This window comes from Aeropyrum camini SY1 = JCM 12091 (assembly GCF_000591035.1).
Classification (GTDB): Archaea; Thermoproteota; Thermoprotei_A; order Sulfolobales; family Acidilobaceae; genus Aeropyrum; species Aeropyrum camini.
In genome coordinates, this window is sequence record NC_022521.1 from 833,359 (window position 1) to 851,192 (window position 17,834).

The 17,834-nt window shown below is 53.7% G+C and carries 16 protein-coding genes and 1 tRNA gene; 11 read left to right on the forward strand and 6 right to left on the reverse strand.

Annotated elements, in window-relative coordinates:
- The first annotated feature begins 56 nt into the window (after positions 1-56).
- The gene (locus tag ACAM_RS04405; RefSeq protein WP_022541614.1) at positions 57-1,409 is read left to right on the forward strand and encodes a cytosine permease; all 1,353 of its coding nucleotides are present in this window, start codon (positions 57-59) and stop codon (positions 1,407-1,409) included.
- 119 nt (positions 1,410-1,528) lie between these two features.
- On the opposite strand, the gene ACAM_RS04410 is transcribed toward ACAM_RS04405, so the two are convergent.
- Together ACAM_RS04410 and ACAM_RS04415 are read right to left on the reverse strand one after the other, a co-directional pair.
- Positions 1,529-1,603, reverse strand: a tRNA-Phe gene (locus ACAM_RS04410).
- Positions 1,604-1,684: 81 nt separating this feature from the next.
- Positions 1,685-2,344 carry an undecaprenyl diphosphate synthase family protein gene (locus ACAM_RS04415; protein WP_022541616.1) on the reverse strand — a complete coding sequence of 220 codons (660 nt, stop codon included), beginning with the start codon at positions 2,342-2,344 and terminating at the stop codon, positions 1,685-1,687.
- A gap of 194 nt (positions 2,345-2,538) precedes the next feature.
- Here ACAM_RS04415 and ACAM_RS04420 point away from each other — a divergent pair, with 194 nt between their 5' ends.
- Positions 2,539-3,813: a Glu/Leu/Phe/Val family dehydrogenase gene (locus tag ACAM_RS04420; RefSeq protein ID WP_062661842.1), complete on the forward strand. Its 1,275-nt coding sequence runs from the start codon at positions 2,539-2,541 to the stop codon at positions 3,811-3,813.
- 25 nt (positions 3,814-3,838) lie between these two features.
- Here the strand turns inward: ACAM_RS04420 and ACAM_RS04425 are convergent, their stop codons facing one another.
- Both ACAM_RS04425 and ACAM_RS04430 read right to left on the reverse strand, forming a co-directional pair.
- A complete protein-coding gene (locus tag ACAM_RS04425; protein WP_022541618.1) occupies positions 3,839-4,408 on the reverse strand; it encodes a hypothetical protein in 570 nt (189 codons plus the stop codon).
- Positions 4,386-5,273 carry a DUF1028 domain-containing protein gene (locus ACAM_RS04430; protein WP_022541619.1) on the reverse strand — a complete coding sequence of 296 codons (888 nt, stop codon included), beginning with the start codon at positions 5,271-5,273 and terminating at the stop codon, positions 4,386-4,388. The genes ACAM_RS04425 and ACAM_RS04430 overlap by 23 nt, the downstream gene beginning before the upstream one ends.
- Positions 5,274-5,460: 187 nt before the next feature.
- Between ACAM_RS04430 and ACAM_RS04435 the strand changes: the two genes are divergently transcribed.
- The 5 genes from ACAM_RS04435 (at position 5,461) to ACAM_RS04455 (ending at position 12,088) form a co-directional block, all read left to right on the forward strand.
- Entirely contained in the window at positions 5,461-7,713 is a 2,253-nt protein-coding gene (locus ACAM_RS04435; RefSeq protein ID WP_022541620.1) for an ABC transporter substrate-binding protein, read from the forward strand.
- Between the two features lie 150 nt (positions 7,714-7,863).
- Positions 7,864-8,862 (forward strand): ABC transporter permease, encoded by a 999-nt coding sequence (locus ACAM_RS04440; protein WP_022541621.1) that lies wholly within the window; start codon positions 7,864-7,866, stop codon positions 8,860-8,862.
- 1 nt (position 8,863) lies between these two features.
- Positions 8,864-10,027 (forward strand): ABC transporter permease, encoded by a 1,164-nt coding sequence (locus ACAM_RS04445; protein WP_022541622.1) that lies wholly within the window; start codon positions 8,864-8,866, stop codon positions 10,025-10,027.
- Between the two features lie 7 nt (positions 10,028-10,034).
- A complete protein-coding gene (locus ACAM_RS04450; RefSeq protein ID WP_022541623.1) occupies positions 10,035-11,036 on the forward strand; it encodes an ABC transporter ATP-binding protein in 1,002 nt (333 codons plus the stop codon).
- Between the two features lie 74 nt (positions 11,037-11,110).
- Positions 11,111-12,088, forward strand: a complete 978-nt coding sequence (locus ACAM_RS04455) for an ABC transporter ATP-binding protein (protein WP_148706523.1) — start codon at positions 11,111-11,113, stop codon at positions 12,086-12,088.
- Between the two features lie 12 nt (positions 12,089-12,100).
- Here the strand turns inward: ACAM_RS04455 and ACAM_RS04460 are convergent, their stop codons facing one another.
- Complete coding sequence (locus ACAM_RS04460; protein ID WP_022541625.1) at positions 12,101-13,363, reverse strand: 3-phosphoshikimate 1-carboxyvinyltransferase; 1,263 nt, start codon at positions 13,361-13,363, stop codon at positions 12,101-12,103.
- Positions 13,364-13,589: 226 nt separating this feature from the next.
- Here ACAM_RS04460 and ACAM_RS04465 point away from each other — a divergent pair, with 226 nt between their 5' ends.
- The 4 genes from ACAM_RS04465 to ACAM_RS04480 all read left to right on the forward strand — a co-directional run bounded on the left by ACAM_RS04465 (position 13,590) and on the right by ACAM_RS04480 (position 16,264).
- Positions 13,590-13,916 carry a hypothetical protein gene (locus tag ACAM_RS04465; RefSeq protein ID WP_062661840.1) on the forward strand — a complete coding sequence of 109 codons (327 nt, stop codon included), beginning with the start codon at positions 13,590-13,592 and terminating at the stop codon, positions 13,914-13,916.
- Positions 13,917-13,921: 5 nt separating this feature from the next.
- The gene (locus ACAM_RS04470; RefSeq protein WP_022541627.1) at positions 13,922-14,962 is read left to right on the forward strand and encodes a hypothetical protein; all 1,041 of its coding nucleotides are present in this window, start codon (positions 13,922-13,924) and stop codon (positions 14,960-14,962) included.
- Positions 14,963-15,139: 177 nt separating this feature from the next.
- Positions 15,140-15,394 carry a hypothetical protein gene (locus ACAM_RS04475; RefSeq protein WP_022541628.1) on the forward strand — a complete coding sequence of 85 codons (255 nt, stop codon included), beginning with the start codon at positions 15,140-15,142 and terminating at the stop codon, positions 15,392-15,394.
- Positions 15,395-15,475: 81 nt separating this feature from the next.
- A complete protein-coding gene (locus ACAM_RS04480; protein ID WP_148706423.1) occupies positions 15,476-16,264 on the forward strand; it encodes a hypothetical protein in 789 nt (262 codons plus the stop codon).
- Between the two features lie 175 nt (positions 16,265-16,439).
- Here ACAM_RS04480 and nuoN read toward each other — a convergent pair whose 3' ends face one another.
- Positions 16,440-17,825, reverse strand: a complete 1,386-nt coding sequence (gene nuoN / locus ACAM_RS04485) for an NADH-quinone oxidoreductase subunit NuoN (protein ID WP_022541630.1) — start codon at positions 17,823-17,825, stop codon at positions 16,440-16,442.
- Positions 17,826-17,834: the final 9 nt, after the last annotated feature.

Genomic DNA, 17,834 nt, shown 5'->3' on the forward strand with positions numbered 1-17,834 from the left:
TCAACGGCCGTATAGCTTATAAACTCTAACAGACCGGAAGCATGTAGGCAGGGTTTATGGGTCTGGGCAATACCCCCGCGAGAAAAGGGGGCCTAGGAGCCCTTGAGTACGTTTTTATAATGTTCAGCATGGCGTCCTGCCTTCCACTGTTCTTCCTAGGCCCCATAGCCTTCAACCTCGGCCTCTCACTCCAGGAAGCCCTTCTAGCAGCCCTCGCAGGCAACCTAATAGTAGCGGTGGCGATGGCGCTTAACGGCCATGCGGGGATAAAGCACAAGATAGACTTCCCAGAACAGGCCGTCAGAAGCCTTGGAAACCTCACTGGCAAGGCTGCAGTAGTTATGAGAGGGCTTGTGGGGGCTATGTGGTTCGGCGTGGAAGCCTACAACGGAGCTCTAGCCCTAAACCTGATACTGCTCTTCGCCCTCGGCCTCTCAGGGGCCGTACTACTTGATAAGGCGACTGTACTCATACCAGCAGCCCTAGTAGTCTACCTGGGCTCCATGTACCTAGTGCTCAGGCTAGGAGTCAGGGGTATAGGTAAGGCGGCGACCCTCGCAGGCCCCCTGCTGCTCCTCTACTTCGCCTGGCTCTGGCTCTGGATGAAAAGCGCCGGATTCCAGCCCGCCTCAGTACCGCAGGGCGTGGGCCTGCTAAGCTCCGGCTTCCTAATCTACCTCGCTATACAGACCAACTGGTGGGCCACTGTAGCGGTTAACATTAGCGACCTCTCGCGGGAGGCCAAGAGCTGGGGGGCACTCTGGATAGGTGTCATGCTGGGCATGGTAGGGGGCCAGCTTCTAGGCACTTACCTAAGCTACGAGCTCGTCCTGCTCACAGGAAAGACTCTGCCCCAGGAGATAATCACCGAGTATGCCCCAGGCGCAATAGCGGTTCTGCTGGGGCTATCCTTCGCCTTCCTAGCGCCATGGACAACGGATCTAACGGCCAACCTGCCTCCCATGATAGACATACTCAAAAGCATAGCCGGCATGAGCTGGAGAAAGGCAAGCCTCATCTCAGCCGCAGCAGGCTTCATACTCGCTCCCTGGTGGCTCCTCGACAACGCCCCTGAGATAGTAGGATACGTTACCTCATTCGCAGCAAGCTACGGCGTGATACTAGGACCGATACTAGGAGCCCTACTAGCAGCACACTGGATAGGAGGCCTGAACAGACCTCCAAACCCGAGCTACAAGCCCGTCATACTTCCGACCACAGTAGGCCTCTTGGCTGGCCTCATATTATCCTATATAATAGCGTATCCACTAGGGATGGTGAACAGCGTCCTAGGCGTGCCATTCCCCCAGGGTCCAATATGGTATGTAGGGGTGGCTATCAGTATGGTGGTGGCGGCAATACTCCTCAAGCTCATACCAGTCAACATCAAGTTCAGGAGCGAAGCTTGATGCTAGCCCAGCAATGGCTAGCATGCCCCCTAGCAACATCAACCTAGCTTTTAAACAACAACTTTTCCCAACAGCCATCGTTAGGCGGAGGATTGTTTTGGAGAGGCAGGTTTTTCATGTGGTGCCGCCGCGGGGATTCGAACCCCGGACCACCCGGTCTTCAGCCGGGCGCTCTCCCGCTGAGCTACGGCGGCTGCCTAGCCCCACCGCTCTAAAATTCCGGGTGGGAGGCTTTAACCTTAAACGGGCCTGTAGCACGTTTGACCCCTCCCTTCTCACCGGCCCATAGGTCTTCTCCGGGTTGAGAACCACTTAACAGCCTCGTCGAGGTCCTCCCTGGTGAAGTCTGGCCAGAGCTTGTCAGTGAAGTATAGCTCGGCGTATCTTGTTAGGAGGGGGAAGAAGCTGCTCAGCCTTTTTTCACCACCCGTTCTTATAACTAGGTCTATTTCGTCGAGAAGCCTGCTGGGGAGGAGCTTGGGGCTGTAATGTTCTATCTCCCAGAAGGGGTCGTAGCATAGGCCGGCCACAACTCTACGCCCCTCGGGCAGGCCACCGTTTTTCATGTAGAAGTCGAAGTGGTAGGGGGCTAGGCCTTCCCTTATGTTTTCGGGCAGGTTTGGATGGTTGAGATCGCCTACTATGACGAGCGACGCCCCACTCATCTTGATTTCCTCTATATCCTTCTCTATCGACCTCCTCATGATCCTGTATAGTATTGAGAGCTCTCCCCTGCTCCTCTTGCTACAGTTATCCCTGCTGAGCACGTAAAGGTAGACTGACCTTACGCTGGGGTAGAAGTCCCTTATGTAGCCGAGTATCCTTTTGACATTTCTATATCCTGTATAATATGCTATGTAGAGGTTTTCCCCGCGGAGCCGTGCCCACCTTCGGTTGCCGTCCGGTATGATGCCTATAGCCTTGGGCAGCTTCATTATGCAGCAACCTCTGCCTTCTGCCTGTGGGGTTGAGGCCTGTGGTTGTTTTGTGATAAGCTGCTGTAAAAACGTTTAGGGTTGCAAAATATGCTTAAATAGGTCTAAACCCACGCGTTGGAGGGATCTTTGTGGGACCTGTTAGTATCTTCGCCTAATATTCTGCTAAAATCCTTCCCACACTTTAAAATAAAATGGTGGAGGTCTTGGCCTTGCACCCTACAGACCCTCTAGATGAGGCCCGTGCACAGCTTAGGAGGGCTATCGACCTTCTGGGATATGATGACCATGTCTACGAGGTCCTGGCCAGCCCCGACAGAGTACTTCAGGTAAGGATCACGATTAAAATGGACGACGGCACTGTAAAGACGTTTCTAGGCTGGAGGAGCCAGCACAACAGCGCTCTCGGCCCCTACAAGGGAGGGGTAAGGTATCACCCCAACGTTACAATGAATGAGGTAATAGCCCTCAGCATGTGGATGACGTGGAAGAACAGCCTGGCAGGACTGCCATACGGCGGCGGTAAGGGTGGTGTTAGGGTTAACCCGAAGATACTGTCTCCCCGCGAGCTTGAACTTCTATCGAGAAAGTACTTCGAGAGTATCAGCGACATAGTAGGCGTGGACCAGGATATACCAGCACCCGACGTCTACACAGACCCCCAGGTCATGTCCTGGTTTCTCGATGAGTATAACAAGGTGAAGAGGGGCCAGTTCTTCGGCGTTGTGACCGGGAAGCCTGTTGAGCTTGGAGGCCTCAACGCCAGGATAGTGTCGACAGGCTATGGTGTAGCCGTCTCAACCCGTGTTGCAGCGGAAAAGTTCCTGGGCGGTCTTGAGGGGAGAACCGTCGCTGTCCAGGGCTACGGAAATGTCGGATACTATGCAGCCAAGTTTCTCGCAGAAATGGGGGCTAAGATAGTTGCCGTCAGCGACAGCAGAGGTGGTGTGTACGATCCCGAGGGTATAGACCCTGAGGAGGCGTTGAAGGTGAAACGGAGTACAGGCACCGTGGCTAACTACCAAGGTGGCAAGAAGATCTCAACAATGGAGATACTCGAGCTACCCGTGGACATTCTAGTCCCCGCCGCGATAGAGGAGGTTATCACGGAGGAGAATGCAGACAGGATTAAGGCAAAGATAATATCCGAGGGTGCAAACGGCCCAACAACAACAGCCGCCGAGAAAATACTGGTTAAGAAGGGTATCATAGTTCTCCCCGACATTCTGGCAAACGCCGGCGGCGTCATAATGAGTCACATAGAGTGGGTAAACAATAGGATGGGCGGGTGGATCACCGATGAGGAGGCTCTGAATAAGCTCGAGCAGAAAATGGTGAATAACACTAAGAGCGTTATAACGTACTGGGAGAAGAAACTGAAGCCAGACGAGAACAGCCTCAGGGACGCCGCATACATGATAGCCGTGGAGAGGGTTGTAAAAGCGATGAAGCTCAGGGGCTGGATCTAGCCGGGACCCGGGGGAGGATCAACAACTACTCTATTGTGCCGACACAGGCTCTAGCCGCCACTATTAAAAACCTCCTCACGCCCATGTCGTTCTCCACAAGTCCTCTATAGCCGGGTGAGGGAGCGTCTACAAGCCTCAAGCCTCCCCCCCTTTCCCTATCCTCAAGCTCCAGATCCACACTGCCCCAATACACTCCACGGTAGCGCCCGACACCCATTTCGAGTATTGCTGAGGCAAGGTTTGCTGCTTGAATAGCCTCAACATACTCCCTTCCCACCCTATCTAGCTCGCCCCGGGAGAAGGGGGTGATAAGGGCTGCTAGCCTAGCCTTGAAAACCTTATAGGGGCTAGGCTTCTGTCTAGCTATCTCCCTAAGCCCTTGTAGGACCTCCTCAGGAGACATCTTTGGCTTGAGTACACAGTTGCCCTCTGCTTTCAACCCCAGCTTGGAGATGGGGACGGCTAAGAGGCTCCTTCTGAAGCTCATATCAACAGCTCTCCAGAGACTTGCGTCAAAGCCTATTCCCCCCTCTCCCTTCTCGGTTTCGAAAACATGGTAAGGTATGGCTAGCCTAACTCTCCTTATCCCCTCCAACCCTCCTAGCCTCCTCGAGCAGGAATCTATACACCGTTCCCCATATGTACCCGTCCTTCCTTATCTTGTTCTCGAAATTGTTTATAGCCATCCAGGATTCGAGAGCCTCGAGAAGCTCACGTGATGGTTTACCCCTGAAGGGCCCTCTATAGAACCCGAGGGCCGCGAGAGCTCTTTCAAGCTCACCCGCGACATCCTCTATGCTGACAATGTCGCTCGGATCCTCCCTCTCGAGTATCGTTATCTCCCATATCTTAAACAGCCGTAAAAGCTCATTGACAGCGTCTGGATGGTGGTCGACCCTAAGGTCAACATACTTGCCCACGCCCTCCTCGCACCCCCCATATCCTCCGCAGGGCTTGTAGACTACGATGGCGGCGCTCTCCCGGCCTCTCCTATCTCCGCCAGCCCTGTCACCAGCTGCGAGAGCGGCCAACAGCTTGTCCACAAGCTCTCCGCTGGTGGTCTCGTAGGCCCTTGCCATCGACTCCAGGACCTCCGGCCCAGCTAGTATGTTGCCCTGGACCGCGAAACCATCACCAATAATATGGCCCGCATACTCTATGCACTCCTTCCCTGTGAACGCATAGGCCTCGCCACCAGCAGACACTATACCTATCTGCCTCATCTCCCTCCTCGGGTCGCCCGTCAGAACCATCTCGACAGCCCTCCGGGGAGTGTACCCGAGTTCGAGCAGCCTGAGCAGAGCAGGGCCGAATTTAACGTTGGCCCACGACTGAGTTGCCACAGCCCCGACCCCAAGCTGGACCCACGGTACCAGCGAGCCAGCGGCTATGAACTTTGAAGCAACTGCAACTCCAATCTCACCCGAGCCTGGGTTAGCCGCTACTATCGAAAAGGTCATACCGAAATACCGCCTCCACAGTTCAAAAAGTATCTGGCCGGGATTTAAGCCCTATATTGGGGAGACGGAGGCCTCTTAACAGGTATTTATGCTCTCCACTGGGCAACGGCCTGTGGAAATTATAATCTTTAAATACAGTTCCTGGTCAATCTATCCTCTACTAGAACGGAGTGGGGTGGCTCCACGCTTGGCTTTGGAGGATAGGAGGCTACTGATAGCGGGGGCTGTGGTCGTCGTCATAGTCATCCTAGCGGCGATATACCTGATGGGCGGCGGTGGAGGGGCTCAGGAAACGACGACAACCCAAACCCCAGTTGAAACGACGACACCAGCAGCCACAACCACTCCCACGGAGACTGGCACTCAGACTGCTACCCAAACACAGCCAGCCCAGACAACTCCATCTGAAACAACACCTACAGGCCCGCAAGCAATGGTTATCGAGACTAGCAAGGCCTTCGTGGTTGTAGGGCCCGTTGGTGCGTATGTACCCGACTTCGACCCTAAGGGGAAGCCTATTATAGCGGTTAAGTTTGAGGTGGACGAGGCGAATACCAAGCCTGTTGAGGAGTCGGTCTCCTTCGTCGACATAAACCCAGCCTTCTACAGGAACGAGTATGCTGACGCCCTAATCATCGTTGGTAGGAAGTCGGCGGACCCCTTCATCAGAGAGGCTGTATACGAGGCGGTGTATAAGCTGAGTAACGAGGAGGTCCCTATACTATGGCTCGGCCAGTATAAAGTCGTGTTCGTCTACTGGAGCTGGGTACAGGGGCTGTACTACCATCCCACACTAGACATTAGATTCGACCTCATCAGCGAGGACCCGAACGCCCCGGTGGTGGACCTAGGCTTCGGTGGCTACTCCAACGGGCCTAACACCTGGGTAGACGTGACCTTCGGCTGGCCAGACACCTTCGACCCTGCTGCCGACTACGAGACCTTCGGCTGGCATATATGGCACAACATAGGCCAGACACTCGTGACGTTCTGGAAGGACGAGACCACTGAGCTCATGCCGGAGCTGGCCGTGGCGTGGGCTCACAACGAAGACTCTACGGAGTGGTATTTCGTGATAAGGGGTGGGGTAAAGGCTTTCGACAACTGGAACAACAAGACTTATGATATAACAGCTGTGGACGTGCTCTTCACTATATGGAGGATAGCGAGGCTCGGCCTAGACCCCAGCTGGATGATAACAGAGTTTGTCGACGTTAACAACAGTCAGGTCCTCAGCGAGAACGAGTTCAACCAGCTCCTAAGCCAGGGAGGCATATACGCATCCTACGGAAGCTTCAACGGCGAGGTTAAGAGCCTGGACGAGCTACTCCAGGCTTTCGGTTACAGCGGAGACACTGCAGGCGTCGTAAAGATCAAGCTCTACTACCCATATGCCCCGATTCTGAGCATCTTCGCGGATCCATTCACCAGCGTAATACCAATGAAGTACATTTTTGACAATGTCGAGGAGCTCCAGGGCAAGTATGAGGAAGCCCTCCAGGCGTCCGACTTCGGCAAGAACCCCGCGGCCTGGGAGGCATACATAGGCTCCGGTGAGAACGAGCCGAGCCACATACTTCTCCACCAGAAGCCTATAGCCACCGGGCCATACTATGTGAAGGACTACAAGGAGGGTAGCTACATAATACTCGAGTATAACCCGTACTACTGGAACAAGCAGCTATGGCAAGACCTCTACGGCCAGGACAAGCCCCAGCATGAGGTCGTCATCTTCCTGATAAACGATGACGCGGTGTCCAGGATAGAGACCATGAAGAGCGGTCAGGCCGACACAGGCGCTATACCCCTCGACAGGCTCGAGGATATAAAAGGCTACACAATGGAGGGAACGAACTTCCAGATAATTGTTGAGGAGAAGGGGCTATCCCCTACTATAGTCTTCATAGTGCTCAACGCCATGAAGGAACCGTTCAACAACACCAAGGTTAGGCAGGCCCTAATGTACGCCATACCATTCGACCAAATTAAGACCTCCGTTTACGCCGGATACATAGAGAGGCTCAACGGAGTGCTGCCCGCAGGTTTCCTCGGCCACAACGACGATATAGTCACACAGTACGAGTTCAACATAGTTAAGGCTAGGGAGTTGATCAAGGAGAGCGGCATCAACCCCTCAGACTACACCATTAAGATCTGGTATAATAAGGGCAACTCGCAGAGGGAGAAAGTGGCTAACATGCTCAAGACGATATGGGGCAACCTAGGCTTCAACGTGGTCGTCGAGCCTCTAGAATGGCCCACGCTACTTTCCAGAACCGAGAAGGGCGATTTCGACGTGTGGATAGTAGGCTGGGCTCCAGACTATATAGACCCTGATAACTATGCAGGCCCCCTGTTCTACGGTGGCACTAAATTCACAGTACTACAGGTTGACCAGTTCCAGAGCCTGAGCGAGCTGAGAACCTTCTTCTCAGGCTGAATATGGTAGAAGAGGCGGGGCCCCTGCGACTACAAAGGTTTTTTACCAGCATAGACGCTCTTTCCAGCCCGGGATCGCGTATATGCTTTTTGCTCCTGGATATATCGAGTGGTTAGTAGAAGGCGCAAGCCAGGAAGGGTGAGAGTGGGAGTGTCTAACCTTACCCGCTTCCTTGTGAGGCGTATCCTAACGTTTATACCCACGCTAGTAGGCGTAACTTTCGTCACGTTTCTAATAGCCACTGTTGTACCGGGCAATCCTGCTAAGCTATGGGCTGGCGGGGAGAAGGCTAGCCCAGAGGTTGTAGAGCAGATTGTAAAGGAGTATAGGCTAGACAGGCCGTTCTGGGAGCAGTACTTCTTCTTCATGTACAAGCTACTGACGAACACCATGATAAGCCCGGTCACCAGCAACTACGTGTGGGATATGATAGTGGATCGTTTGCCGGTTACAATCCAGCTAACACTGTTAGCCTTCGTCTTCATAATTATCCTGGGAATACCCCTCGGCATAATATCTGCATTGACCAGAGACACTATAGTAGACGCTGTAATTAGAATCATGGCGCTGGTCGGCATCTCAGTCCCCATCTTCTGGCTAGCCTACCTGCTCATATTTGTGTTCTACACTAAGTACAGGCTTATAACACTGGCAGGGACTCCCGAGCCGCCATACTCCATAACCGGGATACCCCTTATAGACTCTATCATAATGCTCGACATGGCCACCTTCGAAGACGTACTCAGACGCTACACGATACCAGCCTTCACACTAGCATACCCCAGTATAGGGTTCGTAGCCAGGCTAGTTAGGAACAGCTTCCTCGACGCGATGAGCGGTGATTATGTAGAGTTCATGGACGCGAGAGGGCTCCCATCCACATGGAAGTACAGGCATATTCTGAGGAACTCTTCGATCCCTATAGTGACGGTTCTGGGACTCATCTTCGGCGGCCTCCTGACAGGAGCCCCTATAACAGAGACGATATTCGGGCTGCCGGGCCTTGGAAAGTTCCTGCTCGACAGTATAAACAACTACGACTACCTATCGCTAATGGGAGGTGTTCTATTCGTAGGCATCATCTACCTTACAGTAAACCTACTCGTGGACATTACCTACGCTATAATTGACCCTCGGGTGAGATACTAGGATGTCGGGGGACGAGGTATACGAGAAAAAGCTTCTAGACAGGGTTGCAGATGCAATTGTGGATAGTCTAGCTGCCCTCATGAACGTGCTGAGGCCTGGGTGGAGGGAGAGGAATAGGGCGAGGCTAGACGAGCTTAAGCTCACCCTCTATGCCCTCAACAGGAGCCCGATAGGCCTGCTTGGGGTTGCACTAGTTGTTATCTTCATTATGATAGCCATTATAGGCCCATTTATCGCTCCACTGGGATACAACGACCAGCTAGTATACTGTGTAACAGATTTCGACGCCGTAAGGCTAGCCCCGCCAGGGACTGTAGTGGAGGTGCCTGAAGACTCTATATGCACCCAGCTCGGCATAGAGCCGGGTACGTATAAGCTCTGGCTTGGAGCCGACGAGTATGGGAGAGATCTCCTCAGCAGGATATTGTACGGAGCAAGGACTAGCTTCATAGTAGTAATCCTTGTCATGGCGATCGGCCCATGGATAGGGATTCTCCTCGGGCTCTTCTCAGGCTATAAGGGAGGGGTTGTCGACGAGATCATTATGAGGGTTGTCGACGTGTTCCTAGCCTTCCCGGGACTGATACTGGCGATAGCCCTCTCTGCAGTACTCCCAAGCAGGCTAGACCCTATAATAATGAATAATGAGCTATTGCTTGGAACGCTCTTGAGACTCTTCGCACTTAACCCGGAGGACGCGCTTCCGATGGTGAGGCTTGTGGTTGTTGTTATAGCACTGTGGATAGTGTGGTGGCCGGTCTATGCGAGGCTGGTTAGGGGGATGGTGCTGTCGGCTAGGGAGAATACTTATGTCGAGGCGGCGCGTGCTCTAGGCATACCAACCCACTCTATCCTCGTAGGCCACATACTGCCAAACATCCTAGGCCCTGTCCTCGTCTACCTTACCCTCGATTTCGGCGCTGTTATACTCGTCGAGGCTGGCCTCAGCTTCCTCGGTCTAGGCGCAGTTCCGCCTATAGCTGACTGGGGCAGGATAATCTACGATGGCGCCCAATACTACCCTAACGCTTGGTGGCTAGTTTTCTTCCCAGGACTGGCAATACTATTCACCGTGCTCGGGTTCAACCTCTTGGGTGACGCCCTTAGAGATATAATGGACCCGAGGACCAGGAGGAGAATAGAGTTTAAGGTTAAGGGGAGGTGAGGATATAATGTCCAGTGGTGACTGCGACCCCATAATTGAGGTTGAAAACCTGAAGGTTTACTTCTACACATACGCGGGTGTAGTCAAAGCCATAGAGGATGTCTCATTTAGGATTTGCAGAGGCGAAACATATTGTCTCGTCGGCGAGACAGGATGCGGGAAATCTGTTACAAGCAGGGCCTTGACAAGGCTTATATACCCGCCCGGCCGGATAGTTGAGGGCAAGATATACTACTACCCAGAGCCCGGCAAGAGGGTCGACATCATGTCACTGAGCGTGAAAGAGCTGCGACGGCTAAGGGGTGAGGAGATTGCCTACATATTCCAGGATCCTTCAGCAGCTCTGGACCCCCTCTATACCATAGGCTATCAGGTTGGGGAGACGATGCTGGCCCACGAGAGAGTGACGAGTCTCAAGGAGGGGGTAAGGCGGGCTGTAGGAGTGTTGAAAACCGTGCTAATGCCTGACCCGGAGAAGCGGGTCAAAAGCTATCCGCACGAGCTCAGCGGGGGGATGAAGCAGAGGGGCGTCATAGGGATATCACTATCAAACAGGCCTAAGCTCCTGATAGCCGACGAGCCCACAACAGCCCTTGACGTCACAATCCAGGCTCAGATAATGGACCTCCTAACAGAACTGAAGAAAAGACATGGTCTGACCCTCCTTCTCATAACCCATAACCTAGGCCTTGTGGCGGAGTATTGCGACAGGGTCGCTGTTATGTACGCTGGAAACATTGTTGAGGAGGCTCCGGTAGAGGAGCTATTCAAAAACCCCCTACACCCTTACACGAGGGCCTTGATAAAAGCTGTTCCTAACCCTCTGGCCAGGATAGACAATCTAGAGCATATACCGGGCACCGTGCCAAACCTAATAAAACCGCCCCCCGGCTGCAGGTTCCACCCCCGCTGCCCCCTAGCCTTCGATAGGTGTAGCAGGGAGAGGCCTTTGCTCAAGGAATATAGCCCCGGGCATAAGGCGTCGTGTTGGGCGCTTGAGAAAGGCTAGCTTGGGGTGAGCCGGTGTTGACTGTGAGGGGCGAGCAGATGGGAGTTGATGATGCTAGGAAGGTTCTCCAGAGGATGTTCCTCGGGAGGAAGTTGCTCGTAGAGACGGTGGGGTTGAAGAAGTACTTCCCGGTGAAGAGCCTCTTCTTCACCAGAGCCTTTGTCAAAGCGGTTGACAACGTGACAATGGGGATACCCCGGGGCAAGACGCTCGGGCTCGTTGGTGAGAGCGGTAGCGGCAAGACGACCCTCGGCCGTGTAATACTGAGGCTGGAGGAGCCTACCGGAGGAAAGATATTCTTCGATGGCACCGACGTTATGAGTCTGAGGGGCAGGAGGCTTAAAGAGTTCAGGAGGAGGGCTCAGATTATATTCCAGGATCCCTACGGCAGCCTAAACCCCAGGAAAACCATATTCAACCTTATAGCCGAGCCTATAAAAGTACACGGTATAAAGGTTGGCGACCTCCAGGAGTATATAGTCAGCCTCCTATACCAGGTGGGCCTGAACGAGACGCACCTCTACAGGTATCCCCACGAGTTCAGCGGAGGGCAGAGGCAGAGGATAGCCATAGCCAGGGTACTAGCCCTAAGGCCCGAGTTCATAGTTTTGGACGAGCCTACGAGCGCGTTAGACGTTAGCGTGCAGGCACAGATACTAAACCTTCTGAAAGATCTTCAAAAGAGGTACAGCCTGACATACCTGTTCATAAGCCACGACCTCGGGGTAGTTAGATACATGAGCGACTATATAGCTGTAATGTATCTTGGAAAGATAGTTGAGTTCGGCGAGGCGGAGGAGGTGTTCGAAAAACCGCTGCACCCCTACACTAGGGTCCTGTTAGAATCCATACCAGTCCCAGATCCCGAGTTGGCAAGGAGGAGGTCCCGCATAAGGATAAGAGGCGAGCCGCCGAGCCCTATAAACCCGCCTTCAGGCTGCAGGTTCAGGACACGCTGCCCACTAGCCGTTGATAAATGTCTCGAAGAGCCGCCTCTAGAAGAGGTTGAAAAGGGCCATTGGGTAGCTTGCTGGAGGCCTGGGGAGCTTTAAGCGCCCGCCATTTTACTTTACAACCTCTATCTCAGCCCCTACACTCCTCAGGTCCTCCACGAAGCCGGGGTAATAATCCTTGAAGCGGGATGCACCTGTGACCTTCACTCCCCTTCGGGAGGCCAGCCCCGCCACTGCAAATGCCATGGTTATCCTTGGGTCGCCGTAGCCTTTCGCCGTACCGCCCTCCACGAAACCCTCGCCATACACCTCGAGACAGTCTCCACCGCACTGGGGTCTAGCCTTCACTTTCAGTCTCTTGAGGTTTGAGGCGAGAGGTTTCAGATTGCCCCCCTCCTTGAGCCTTAGCCGGGAAATACCTCTTATTATTGTCCTCCCTTTAGCATATGCTGCTAGAACGGCCAGAACAGGAGCTAGGCTTGGCGTCTCAGATACGTCCGTCTCAAACGGCTCGAGAACACTGTCGGCGGTGACCTCAACGGCATCACCTATAATGTTTAGCTTTGCTCCGGCCTGACCCAGTATATCTAGGAAAACTTTCTCTCCCTGGGGGTCATTGGGGTCTAGCCTGCGCACTCTAACCCTACCTGCTATAGCGCCGGCCAGGAGAAGTGGAGCAGCGCTTACATAATCCCCTGGAACCTTATAGGTTCCAGGCCTATAGGGCTTCTCGGGGTGGTATACATCACCTTCATAACCTATTTTCGCTCCAAATCCGCGGAGCACGTGTAGTGTGACTGCAACATGGTGCCATAACTGTGTCCCAGCTTTCTTAATAGAGAATCCCAGCAGTGGCGAGGCTAGGAGCAGCGCTGCGAGCGACTCGCCGTCGCTAGCCCCAACAGTCTCACCCTCGCAGCAGCCTCGAGGTAGGGGGCCTTTGACGGCTACAGGGGGCTTGCCATTAGTGGTTAGGACCTCCGCTCCTAACTTTCTCAGGGCCTTCGCCAGCTCGTCAACAGGCGTGGAGTTGGTATGGGAATCACCGTAGATAAGAGAGATTCCGGGAGCTAGGGAGGCCGCCACGATCGAGCTTCTAAGTACGGTGGCCGACCTCCTACAGTTCACCACTTTCGGCCACCAAGGTCTTGGCGGGGAGGATACGACAAGTTCTCCAGGGTCGCTTTGAACAGATACTCCAAACCTCTTAACCGCATTTACCGCGGCATCAACATCCCTCGAGTAAAGGGGTTCCAGGATTTTTGAGCGGCCGCCTGCGAGTAGGGATGCGAATATCGCCGCTATAGTGTGGCTCTTGGATGATGGCGCCTTAACCTCGCCATTGATATGACTTGGCTTTACAATCAAGTCCATTACAGCTGCACCACCTCCTAACTACTGTTCAATCCACCGTCCGGTTACTGCCAAGCTATGCGGCCCTAAGCTAGTGTTAATCGTTTTTATGCTCCTTATAGGGTTTTCTCCCCCGCCATTGGGTGTCGTTGTTTTGTGGTATCCATAAGGAGGTTATGCAGGGAAGTATGCGGGCTATATAATAAGACTTCTCGGGATTAACTCTACCTTGTTGGGTGTGGGTTTGTTGTCGGTGGAGAAGCTGGCCAGGGCGCTGGACGTTATAGACTCGACTGCAAGAAAGCTTGACGAAGCCTCCATTGACTTATCAGGTAATATAGCATCTACCGCGGACAGCGAGGCTAAGAGGCTGGAGAGAGAGATTGGCAAACTGCTGGAGGCCGCTTTGGCCGAGCTTGAAAAGATGCTTTCCAGCGCTGAGGAGGAGCTCGAGAGGGAGACTAAGTCGAGGGTAGAGTCTGCCAAACGAGAGCTGAGGGAGAGTGCCGAGAGAAACTGGGGCAAAGGTGTAGAGGCCTTTCTTAGTGAGCTTGAGAGCCTGCTAGGGGGGTAGAGCTGTTGGCCTCGGACTATGCAAAAGCCGTCCCCTACATTAGGGCTGTTCTATCGATGCTTCCGGACCCCTCGCAGTATAGAGAGCTTATGGAGTCGGAGAGCCTTGCAGAGGCTCTTTCCACCGCGTCAGCACCAGCATTCCCCGGTGTTAAGGAGGCTAAGAGCATGTCAGCCCTAGAGCCTCTCCTATGGAGGGATTTCGCTTCTATCGTGGTTAAAGCCGTAAAACTTTCTCCCGCAAAGGCAAAGTATGCAGTCGGCTTTAACCTCATGATAGAGGATGCCAAAGACGTCATATCTACACTGTACTCCCTCCGAGCCGGAAACCTAAACCTGGAAAACATCTCCAAGCTACCAACCTCGGCGGTAGAGGGTACTACGCTCAACAAGATAGTTTCATCGGGGGAGGAGCCTGAGAGTGTAGAGGCTATTGTCAATAGCGCTCCATCCCCCCTACTGAGGAAGCTTTACATTAAGCTGGCCAGCCTACTATCCGAGCCGGATAAGAGGCTCATACTTTACGCCCCAGGCCCCCTGGCTGTCAGCATGCTGGAGGCGGCCACGAGTAGTCTTCCAAGGGAGTCCAGCCTAGTCTGGAGGGTATACTGCCCGAGGATAAAGTTCATGCTAATATCCGGTGTTTTACAGGCGAAATACTCCGGAGTTGACGCCAGAAGCCTTGACACGGTCTACAAAGGTGTAAGCACCTGCGGCTTCAACTGGGACGGGGGCGTGAGGCAGATTTACGAGAGCGAGGACAGCGCCGCCGGGCTTGCCGTCTCACTCTCTCAAGTCATCCCAGGGGTTAGGCTTGAGGGCGGTGACGTGGGTTCAATGCTTGAAACCCTTAGACAAACTACTAGAGCCGAGACCCTGAGGTCTGCTAGGGCTGCACTAGCTGGCTATCCCTTCCAAGCGGGCTTTATAGCTGGAGGGCTGGAAGTAGCTAGGCTCGCCTTCGAGGACATGGCATACGTGCTAGCATCCATACACATGAAGCTACACAAGGAGAGGGTGCTAGCGAGGATCTCACAGACCTACTAATCCCTCCTTCTAAACCCAACGATGGTATTTGTAACGTTTAAACCCAGCCAAGCATTCATTAGGCATAAATCGGCATGACGGAAAACGTCTCAAGGCGGAAAACGTGGTTTTCCAGGGTAATACCCGGTCTCGATCCTTACACCCTACAGCCCACCCAATCTCATTAGGGTGTTCAGCGTGCCCGGCGATCTGGAGGGCTGCATACACGTTTTAAGGATCGCTTCAGCCCTTGATGGTGAGAGGCTGGGTACTATAGTAGATGCTGCGCCCGGTTTTGGAGTAGACAGAGAAGACGTGGAAAAATGTCTGCAAACGCTGGCCGCAGCAGGTCTTATAAGGCTGTGTAAGGGGAGAGTCAAGATTACCTGGAGCGGTAGAGCCAAACTCCACCGCTTCCTCGAGGCAAAACTGGCCGGAGAGGAGGTCGGCTAGATCGTTCTAACCCGACCTCTCTGCTTCGGGCTATAGTCTTCTCCATAAATCCTTGGACAAGTAAATATACTCGTGGGGACTGTGAAGGCAATGGCAGATGGTGCTAGATCCCAGAGGATTAGACGGAGAGTCTCCGAGCTGGTAAGATCTCTAATGGCCTATAAGAGTCTGCACAGGCTCGAACTACCCGATCTAGAGAAGGTGAGAGAGGTTGAGAGGCTTCAGTCTGAAATTATCGAGGACCTTAGGGGTAAGATAGATGTAGAAGAGTGTGACGCGAGATGTGTAATAGAGAAGGCGGAGGATCTACTTGGCAGCGATAGGATAAGCGAGTACTGTAAGAGGGCACAGATCCTCTTAGGCTTAGACCCCTCCGGATGCAAGCCCGAGGACCTGGTCAGCGTGGCTGAAGGCAGCGATGTAGATCCTTACAGGAGTGGTGGAGTGCTCCTGGTAGTCCAAGGCATTTTAAGGGGGCTCTCCGAAGAGCTCAAGAGAAAGGGATACATGTGGTCTGGCATAAGCCATAGGTGCCCCGTATGTGGGGTTGAGAGCGAGACGATGGTTAGAAGGGACGAAGGATTCTACATGGTGTGCCACATGTGCTTCTACACATGGCTTGTCTCAAGAGGAATACCCGTGTGCCCGCGCTGCGGCGCCACGGTACCGCTTGAGGTGGGCATATTCACGGACAAATCAAGAAGGATAGGACTGGGATTCTGCAGCAGATGCGGCTACACCTGGAGGGTACTCTTAGACCAATTTATGAGTGTCCCAGATCACGCAGCACCCCTCATAGCCTTAGGCGCTGAAAGGTTCAGACCAGCCATGGAGAAGGCTCTAGAGAAAGGGCTTGAGGAGGCTGGTTAGCACAGCTCCCAGCTGACCCTGGAATCCTAGGGTAATACCATCGACACACCCCAAGTATATAGCCAGAGCTGGTAACTCTGTTAGCGAGTTAACTATCGGTAGCCTAGGGAAAGTTTTCCGGGAAGGTGAAGCCCCTTTCTACACCTTTAACTTAGATTGGGGCTGGAACATTAGGTTAAAAGAAGGAGTTTACAACTAGGGGTGCTGCGAGGCCCAGTAAGAGTGTGACCAGGGCTGCGAGCACTAAGACATACCTACTCTCCTCTGTTATGCTGGGGGCCTCGTCGGCCTCGTCAAACGCGTCCCTGAGGAACCTGATATAGTAGACGGAGCTGACTCCGCTGTTGACGAGGGCTATAAGTACTAGTATTGAGCTGTAGCTTGTGGCTGGTAGAAACATGTAGAGCTTGCCCCAGAAGCCTATGAGCGGGGGGACGCCCAACAGGCTTGCCAGCAGTATGGCTACGCTCACAGCAGAGGCCCAGTCTCCCTTGAGTATCCCCTTAACCCTGCCCTCTGTCTCCGCGGCTAGGCTGAAGAGGGGGGCCTTGGCTACGGCGTAGGCTACAGCCTGGAGGCCTATCCCCGCCAGCGCTATTGTCGGGTTAACTCCGGCGCTCACTAGGTTGGCAACCGCCACCATGCCAACGAGGAGGTATCCGGTCTGTGCGATACTGCTGTATGCAAGCATCGCCCTCAGGTCTCCTGTGTTCAGTGCGGAGAGGTTTCCAAGAGTCATTGTGACTACTGCCGATGCGGCGAGTAGGAGGGCAAGGGCGTCTGCTTCAAAGGGTGTTAGGCCTCCTGAAAGCGTGTATACTAGCCTTACCAGGAGGCCTAGGAAGGCGAGCTTAGCGACGCCCGCAACTATAGCAATGGCCCTGCCGTCAGCCCTGCCATATACGTTTGGAACCCACCAGTGGAAGGGGAAGGCGCCAAGCTTGAACCCTATGCTAGCCATTATAGCGACAATCGCCAGAGCCTCAAGAGCTAGCGGAGGCCGGAGGCCAGCGTAGAATGCGGCTATCCAAGCGGCCATGAAAAGTGTGGCCAGTGTGCCTACATAGATGTATCTGACGGCCGCTGCCACGCTGTTTCTATCGCCAGGCAACCCTGTTATGATGTACGTGGCCACTGAGAGCACTAGCCATGAAGCCAGTATTAACAAGGGGCTTAGACTTCCCATTAGGAAGAAGGTTCCGAATAGGGTTAGAGGTAGGAGGCCGTAGTATCCTGGGTGTGTTGGCCACTCCTCTGCTTTGTAGTAAGCTTGTATATATGCTAGTGCAGCTGCAATAGCCGCTCCAAGCAGCATTACAGAGGACAGCTTGTCATGCACGATCATGTTGTTAGCTGTAGTGAGATTACCGTACGAGAAGACATAGTAAACTGTAGCTGCCGAGGCTATCAAAAACGCTAGAACGGCAACGCCCGTCAGCGCCTGCACATACCTGGCAAGGCCCGGCGCCGCCACGTATATAGCTGGTATGATAACAGCCAGGGCTAGCTCGACGTATATGAGGCCTGCGACAGCATTCCCGACAAGCTCTGCACTAACCATAGAACCCAC